4 protein-coding genes and 1 pseudogene are annotated in these 7,945 nt (G+C 75.0%); all 5 read left to right on the top strand.

Features of this window, described 5'->3' with window-relative positions; translation table 11 throughout:
* Nucleotides 1-646 (top strand): annotated as a pseudogene (locus tag AE652_RS29650) (hypothetical protein); the annotation flags it as partial.
* A gap of 161 nt (nucleotides 647-807) precedes the next feature.
* Complete coding sequence (locus AE652_RS48540; RefSeq protein WP_049657030.1) at nucleotides 808-2,601, top strand: serine/threonine-protein kinase; 1,794 nt, start codon at nucleotides 808-810, stop codon at nucleotides 2,599-2,601.
* 96 nt (nucleotides 2,602-2,697) lie between these two features.
* On the top strand, nucleotides 2,698-4,329 hold the full coding sequence (locus AE652_RS29640; RefSeq protein ID WP_049657028.1) for a succinic semialdehyde dehydrogenase: 1,632 nt from the start codon (nucleotides 2,698-2,700) through the stop codon (nucleotides 4,327-4,329).
* A gap of 93 nt (nucleotides 4,330-4,422) precedes the next feature.
* Nucleotides 4,423-6,228 carry a GMC family oxidoreductase gene (locus tag AE652_RS29635; protein WP_049657027.1) on the top strand — a complete coding sequence of 602 codons (1,806 nt, stop codon included), beginning with the start codon at nucleotides 4,423-4,425 and terminating at the stop codon, nucleotides 6,226-6,228.
* Nucleotides 6,229-6,558: 330 nt separating this feature from the next.
* The coding region (locus tag AE652_RS29630) for a hypothetical protein (protein WP_049657024.1) at nucleotides 6,559-7,945 on the top strand (1,387 nt) is incomplete at its 3' end.

The raw sequence follows: 7,945 nt of genomic DNA, 5'->3' as shown, positions 1-7,945 counted from the left end.
CGGGCTGCTCGCCGGGGTGGCCGAGGAGGCGCTGGCCGAGGAGCTCGGCGGGCCGGGCGGGCGGCGCCGGTACGAGGTGCGGGCCACCCTGGTCGGCCCGGTGGCGGAGCGTTGGCCGCTGGACGGCGGCCCGGCGGGCGACTGCTGGGCGCTCGGGGTGCTGGTGCACCGGCTGGTCACCGGCCGTTCGCCGTACCCGGAGCGGGACGTGCCGGAGCTGGTGACGGCCGTACGGGACGGGCGGCGGGAGCCCTCGGTGGTGTGCGGGCCGCTCGCGCCGCTGGTGGAGCGGCTGCTGCAGCCCGATCCGGTGCTGCGGCCGACGGCGGAGGCGGTGCGCGAGGAGCTGGCGGGGCTGCTGGCGGGGGCGCCGGAGCCGGTCGACGGGGAGGCGGAGGAGCGGAGCCGGGCCGCAGGTGGGCCGGTGCCGGAGACGCCGGCGGTGCCGCGCGGGCGCGGTGGGAGGGCCGTCGGCTCCAGGGCCGGGAGGAGTGCCCGAAAGGGCCGGAACGGTGGGGACTTGGGGGCAGGGAGCGGGGCGAAGCCGCCCCGGATACCCCCCTCCCTGTGGGGCCCGCTGCTGGTGGGCGGAGTGTTCGTGCTGCTGGTGCTGGGAATCGTCGCGGTGGTGCTGTTCGCAGGCTGACGGCCCGCCCGGATTCCGTTCCACCGGTCCGGGGGGTGGGCGTGATTACCGGGGGCGGCAAGGTGCGCCTAATGTGTGCGTGGGATTTGTTCGAACAGTGGTCTGCACCAGGCCCTCCGTCGCGGTGACGGCAGGCGGAATGTGTGGGGGAGCGGGCGCAGATGGGCGTGCAGGACCGGCCGGAGGCGGCCGAGGCGGAGCGTTTGCTGGCCGGGCGGTACGAGCTCGGCGAGCGGCTCGGCCGGGGCGGCATGGGCACCGTCTGGCGGGCCTGGGACCGGATGCTCGACCGGGAGGTCGCGGTCAAGGAGCTGACCGTCAACCACCTGCCCGAGGAGGACCTGCAGATCCTGCACACCCGGATGAAGCGCGAGGCCAGCGCGGCCGCGCGGATCAAGCACCCCGGTGTGATCACCGTGCACGACGTGCTGGAGCAGGACGGCCGGCCGTGGATCGTGATGGAGCTGGTCGACGGCCGCTCGCTGGCCGACGTGATCAGCCAGGACGGCACCCTGCAGCCGCGCGCCGCCGCCGAGGTCGGCAGCCAGGTGCTGGCCGCGTTGCACCGCGGCCACCAGCTGGGCGTGCTGCACCGGGACGTGAAGCCGGCCAACGTGCTGCTGGAGCGCGGCACCGGGCGGGTGGTGCTGCTGGACTTCGGCATCGCGAAGTACGAGGGCTCGACCGAGCTGACCCGGCCGGGCGACCTGGTCGGCTCGCCGGACTACCTGGCGCCGGAGCGCGCCCAGGGCGAGCGGCCCGGTCCCGCCTCCGACCTGTGGGGCCTCGGGGCGACGTTGTACGCGGCGGTCGAGGGCCAGTCGCCGTTCCGGCGGGACTCGCCGATCACCACGCTCGCCGCGGTGGTCGACGAGCCGCTGCCGGAGTCGCGGCGGGCCGGGCCGCTGGGGCCGGTGCTGGCCGCGCTGATGGCGAAGGACCCGGCCGAGCGGCCCACCGCGGACGAGGCGGCCGCGATGCTGGCCGAGGTGCGGGCCGGGCACACGATGGGCCTGAAGTCGGTTCCGTCGGTGCGTACGCCCACCCGGTCGGTGCCGGTGGTGGACCGCACCGAGGGCCCGGTGGCCGTGGCGGAGCCGGCCGAGGGCTCCGAGGAGCCGACCGAGCCGAAGGCCTCCGGGGCCGCCGTCCCCGCTGTCCCTGCTGTGCCCGCCGTCCCTGCGGTCGCCGCTGTTCCTGCCGCGCCCGTCCTCGCCGAACCGGACACCGCCGGGGGCGCGCAGGACGCTGCCCGGGCGCACACCGGTCCCGTCGCGCCGGTGCCGCACTCCATTGCGCCGGAGCGGGGACCGGCCAAGCGCCGCAACCTGCTGAAGATCGTCGGCATAGCGGTGGCCGTCGGCCTGCTGGCCGCCGCGGGCACCTTCCTGGTCACCCGGCACGTGGTCGGCGGCGACACCCCCGACGACCCGACGCCGACCGCCGCCGAGTCCACCGGACCGGAGCCCACCAGCGACGCCACCCCCGCGGCGGCGCCGCCCAGCGGCTACCACTGGGTCGACGACCCGGCCGGCTTCCGCTTCCCGCTGCCGAACGGCACCCCGTCCTGGCAGCGGATCAGCGCCGGGGACAACCAGATCTACTACAGCCCCGACGGCAAGGTGCACTACCTCCAGTTCGCCGTCACGGTCGGCCAGTCGGTCAAGCCGCTGGAGCACATGCGGCAGATGGAGGCCACCGTCGCCAAGTCGCTCAAGGACTACAAGCAGCACCGGATGGCCGGCACGGCGGTGAAGGGCCAGGAGGCGGCGGTCTGGGAGTTCAGCTACCTGGCCAAGGAGGGCGGCCGTCGGCGCGCGATCGAGACCGAGTTCATCAGCCAGGACGGCACCAGCTACGCGATCTACTCGTCCAGCCCGGACCGGGGCAACGAGTGGAACGAGGCCGAGCAGCGCTTCTACGCGGTGCTCAACAACTTCGCCCCGAGCCGCTGACCGGGTCGGGCGGGGGCGCCCGCTTTCGCCCGACTGCGGCAGATTCTTGTTACCGACGGGTACCGGACCGGCCGCCGAACGCCTAGGCTGCGCCGTATGTCGGACCTCACAGCAGACGCAGTGGCCACCGAACCCTCCGGCGCCGGCAACCCGGCGGCCCCCGGCGGCGGCCGGACCGTCGCCGCGGCCGTCCCGCCGTCCCTGGTCGCCAGGCTGGCCACCGGCGTCACCGCCACCGGTGAACCCGACCTGGTGGAGACCGTCGCCCCGCTGACCGGCGAACGGCTGGCCAGCCTGCCGCAGTCCACCCCGGCCGACGTCGAGGTCGCCTTCCAGCTGGCCCGCCGCGCCCAGGGGGCCTGGGCCGCGCTGCCGGTGCGCCGCCGCGCCGCCGTCCTGCTGCGCTTCCACGACCTGCTGCTCAAGCGGCAGGACGAGGTGCTGGACCTCGTCCAGGCGGAGACCGGCAAGGCCCGGCTGCACGCCTTCGAGGAGGTGCTGGCCGTCGCCATGGCCGCCCGGCACTACGGGCGGGCCGCGCACGGGTACCTCAAGGACAAGCGGCACGGCGGCGCGCTGCCGGTGCTCACCCACGCCGTCGAGGCCCGCCGCCCCAAGGGCGTGGTCGGCCACATCTCGCCGTGGAACTACCCGCTGGAGCTGTCCGTCGGCGACGCCCTGCCGGCCTTCGTGGCCGGCAACGCGGTGGTCAACAAGCCCGACACCCAGACCGCGCTGACCGCGCTGTGGGCCCGCGAGCTGCTGATCGAGGCCGGACTGCCCGCCGACCTGTGGCAGATCGTGATCGGCGACGGCCCGGTGATCGGCCCCGCCGTGGTGGAGCACGCCGACTACGTCTCGTTCACCGGCTCCACCCGCACCGGCCGCGACGTCGCCCAGCGCGCCGCCGCCCGGCTGGTCGGCGCCTCGCTCGAACTCGGCGGCAAGAACGCCATGCTGGTGCTCGCCGACGCCGACCTCGACGCGGCCGCCGCGGGCGCCGTACGGGCCTGCTTCTCCTCCGCCGGACAGCTCTGCATCTCGATCGAGCGGCTGCTGGTGCACCGCTCGGTCGCCGACGAGTTCCTGGAGCGCTTCGCCGCCCGCACCCGGGCGCTGCGCCTCGGCGGCGGCCTCGCGTACGGCGCGGACATGGGCTCGCTGGTCTCCGCCCGCCAGCTGGAGACCACCGGCCGGCACGTGGAGGAGGCGGTCAAGGCGGGCGCCACCGTGGTGGCCGGCGGGCGCGCCCGGCCGGACCTCGGCCCGCTCTTCTACGAGCCGACCATCCTCGACGGCGTCACCCCGGAGATGGCGGTCTGCGCCGAGGAGACCTTCGGCCCGGTCGTCTCCCTCTACCGCTTCGACACCGAGGAGGAGGCGGTGGCCGCCGCCAACTCCACGCCGTACGGCCTGAACTCCAGCGTCTGGACCAGGGACCTGCGGCGCGGCCGGGCGGTCGCGGCCCGGCTGCGCACCGGCACGGTCAACGTCAACGAGGCGTACGCCGCCGCGTACGGCTCGGTCGGCTCGCCGATGGGCGGCATGGGCGACTCCGGGCTGGGCCGCCGGCACGGCGCGGAGGGCATCCTGCGCTTCACCGAGGCGCAGACCGTCGCGACCCAGCGGCTGATGCCGATCGCGCCCTCGTTCGGCCTGGACGACAAGCAGTTCGCCGCCCTGATGACCGGCGGGCTGCGGGTGCTCAAGGCGCTGCGCTTCAAGTAGGCCCCCGCAGACAGGTCCAGGGCCCCGCACCTGCGGCGGGGCCCGGTTCGCGGTACCCACAGGCAGGTTCACCCGGTGAAGGAGCGGTGGCAGATGGTGCAGTCCGGCGGTGCGGCGGAGTTCGACTACGACGTGGTGGTGGTCGGGTCCGGCTTCGGCGGTTCGGTCGCGGCCCTGCGGCTGACCGAGAAGGGCTACCGGGTCGCCGTCCTGGAGGCCGGCCGGCGCTTCGACCGGGACGAACTGCCCAGGAACTCCTGGGACCTGCCGAACTACCTGTGGGCGCCGGCGCTCGGGCTGTACGGCATCCAGCGGATCCACCTGCTGGCCAACGTGCTGATCCTGGCCGGCGCCGGGGTCGGCGGCGGCTCGCTGAACTACGCCAACACCCTGTACGTGCCGCCGAAGGCCTTCTTCGAGGACCGCCAGTGGCGCCACATCACCGACTGGCAACAGGAGTTGGCGCCGTTCTACGACCAGGCGCAGCGGATGCTCGGGGTCCGGCTCAACCCGACCCTCACCCCCTCCGACGTCCACCTCAAGGCGGCCGCCGAGCGGATGGGCGTCGGCGACACCTTCCACATGGCGCCGGTCGGGGTCTTCTTCGGCGACGGCGAGGACACCGACGGCACCGCCAAGGCGGCCCCCGGGAGCGAGGTCGCCGACCCGTACTTCGGCGGCGCCGGCCCGGCCCGCAAGGCCTGCGTGGAGTGCGGCGAGTGCATGACCGGCTGCCGGCACGGCGCCAAGAACATGCTCACCGAGAACTACCTGTACCTGGCCGAGCGGGGCGGGGCGGAGATCCACCCGCTCACCACGGTGGCCCGGATCCGGGAGATCGAAGGGGCCGACGGGAGCGGCGGCTACGCGGTGGACGTGCGCCGCACCGACGCGCGGTCGAGGACCGACCGGGTGAAGGCGGGCGCGCGGACCGTCACCGCGGCCCGGGTGGTCGTCGCGGCCGGCACCTACGGCACCCAGTCGCTGCTGCACCGGATGCGGGACGGCGGCCACCTGCCCCGGATCTCGGCGCGGCTGGGCGAGCTGACCCGCACCAACTCGGAGGCCCTGGTGGGCGCGCAGACCACCGACCGGCGCTACGGCGGCAAGGCGGACTTCACCAAGGGCGTGGCGATCACCTCCTCGATCCACCCGGACGCCAACACCCACATCGAGCCGGTCCGCTACGGCAAGGGCTCCAACGCGATGGGCGCGCTGTCCATCGCCCAGGTCAGGGGCGGTGGGGCGGTCCCGCGCTGGCTGCGCTACCTGGGCAACACGGCGCTCCACCCGGTGACCTTCGCCCGCTCGATGAACCAGCGCCGCTGGTCGGAGAAGACGATCATCGGCCTGGTGATGCAGTCGCTGGACAACTCGATCACCGTCTCGCTGAAGAAGGGCCCGCTCGGCAAGGCCCGGCTCACCTCCGGCCAGGGCCACGGCGAACCCAACCCGACCTGGATCCCGGCGGCGGAACAGGGCGCCCAGGCGCTGGCCGACGAGATCAACGGCTTCCCGGGCAGCACCGTCGGCGAGATCTTCGACATCCCGATGACGGCGCACTTCCTCGGCGGCTGCCCGATCGGCGACGCCCCCGAGACCGGCGTGGTGGACCCGTACCACCGGCTGTACGGCTACCCCGGGATCAGCGTGGTGGACGGTTCGGCCGTCTCCGCCAACCTGGGCGTCAACCCCTCGCTCACCATCACCGCCCAGGCCGAGCGCGCCATGTCGATGTGGCCGAACAAGGGCGAGGCGGACCAGCGCCCGGCCCAGGGCGCGGAGTACCTGCGGGTGGCGGCGGTGGCGCCGGCCCGGCCGGCCGTGCCCGAGGGCGCGTTCGGCGCGCTGCGGCTGCCGCTGCTGCCCGTCCCGGAGGTCCCGAAGAAGCGCGGCTGAAACCGGCCCGACGGGCCAATCCGCCTGCCCCGGTTCCCGGTTGACATCCGTTCGGGTCCGATGGGATAAACGGGCTCCCTGGAGCGGCCAGGGACTCGTCGAGCGGGGGGAACGCGGGCCATGGCCAACTGCACATCGTGCGGGGCGACTTCGGAGGAGGGGGCGCCCGCCTGCGGGTCGTGCGGTCGGCCGTTCGCGCCCCCTGCCCCGGCGGCCGCCGCCCCACCCGCCGCCCCGCCCGTCCCACCGCCTCCGCCGGGTGCGGCTCCGCCCGTCCCGCCGCCGTACGGACCGCAGCCGGGGTACGGACCCCAGCCGGGGTACGGGCCGGTGGCCGCGGTCCCGCCCGCCCTGGGCAGCTGGGGTGCCGGGCAGGAGTACGACAAGCAGCCCGCCTTCCAGCGCCTGCTGACCGCCGCGGACTGGCGCCCGGCCGTCAAGGTCGCCGTCGCGCCGACCCTCGTCCTGCTGGCCGCCGCGCTGATCGCGGCGATCCCGAGCGACTACCAGTACGAGTACCGGTTCCAGTCGGCCGGCTTCGGCGAGCGCTTCGGCTCGGCGGTGTCGATGGCCCTGAACGCCCTCGGCGCACCGTTCCGGCTCGGCTACCAGAGCCCGCTGGGCCACGACCGGACCGACCGGCTGGAGATCGCCCTCCGGGTGCTGCCGATGACCGTCACCGTCCTGTGGTGCCTGGCGCTCTGGCTCGGCCTGCGGGCCGGGCTGCGCCGGCGCAAGGCCGTGGTGGGCCAGCTCACCCGGGGCCAGGCCGCCGCCGAGGCACTGCGCACCGCCCTGGTCCTCGCGGCGGTGAGCGGACTGCTCGGGCTGCTCGGCGGCACCGAATGGAACCCCTCGGGCCGCGCCGCGAAACCCGACTACTTCGGCGACTTCGGCTCCGGCGCCCAGAAGTCCGGTCAACCGCTGATCACGGCGGGCTCCGGCTGGCTGGAGGCGGTCGCCTGGACCGCGGTGCTGGCCGGCCTGCTGGCCTTCCTCGTCCACGGCACCGACGCGCTGCGCTGGGCCGCCTGGCGCAGCCGCGCGGTGCGCGGCTGGGCGGTGTCCGCGCTGGCCGCCGGCCAGGCGCTGGCGGTCACGGTCGGGCTGTCCTCGGTGACGGCCTTCGTCCTGGTCGCGGCCACCAGCGAGAGCGGGGCGCAGACCGGGATCTCGCTGGCCTTCCTGCCCAACCTCGGCCTCAACCTGCTCGGCTTCGGCTCGGGGGCGACCTTCCGGGCGCACTCCGGCCTGTCCGGCAGCGACGGCTCCCGCGGCGACTCCTCCTGGGGCGACCGCAGCAGCGAGACCGACTTCTCCTTCTTCGACCTGCACGACCTGACCGGCGACTGGCGCTGGGCCGGGCTGCTCGCGCTCGTCTCGGCGGCCCTGCTCGGCCGGGTGGCGTTCCGGCGGGGGCTGGACGCGGCCGACCGGCTGCGCCTGGCCGCCGTGCACGCCGGGGCGCTCACCCTGCTGATGACGGTCTCCGGCGTGCTGATGACGCGGACCACGTCCAGCTCGGGCTGGATCGGCTCGGCGCGGATGGAGATCTCCCAGGAGGAGTCGGGCGGGCTGGCCTTCGTGAGCGTGCTGGTGGCCAACGCGGTCTGGGCGCTGGCCGGCGCGCTGCTGGTGCCGCCGCTGCTGGCGGCCTTCCGCGGCCGGGGCGCGGGTGCGCCGCAGGGCGCCGTGCCGTACGCCGAGTCCCCGTTCG

The sequence above is a fragment of the Kitasatospora sp. MY 5-36 genome, from assembly GCF_001182915.1.
Classification (GTDB): domain Bacteria; phylum Actinomycetota; class Actinomycetes; order Streptomycetales; family Streptomycetaceae; genus Kitasatospora.
This window is presented reverse-complemented; position numbering and strand designations above follow the sequence as displayed.

Bases quoted from the DNA above. Each gene is read 5' to 3' on its own strand.
- AE652_RS48540 (WP_049657030.1), top strand. From the start codon at position 808: ATGGGCGTGCAGGACCGGCCGGAGGCGGCCGAGGCGGAGCGTTTGCTG.
- AE652_RS29640 (WP_049657028.1), top strand. From the start codon at position 2,698: ATGTCGGACCTCACAGCAGACGCAGTGGCCACCGAACCCTCCGGCGCC.
- AE652_RS29635 (WP_049657027.1), top strand. From the start codon at position 4,423: ATGGTGCAGTCCGGCGGTGCGGCGGAGTTCGACTACGACGTGGTGGTG.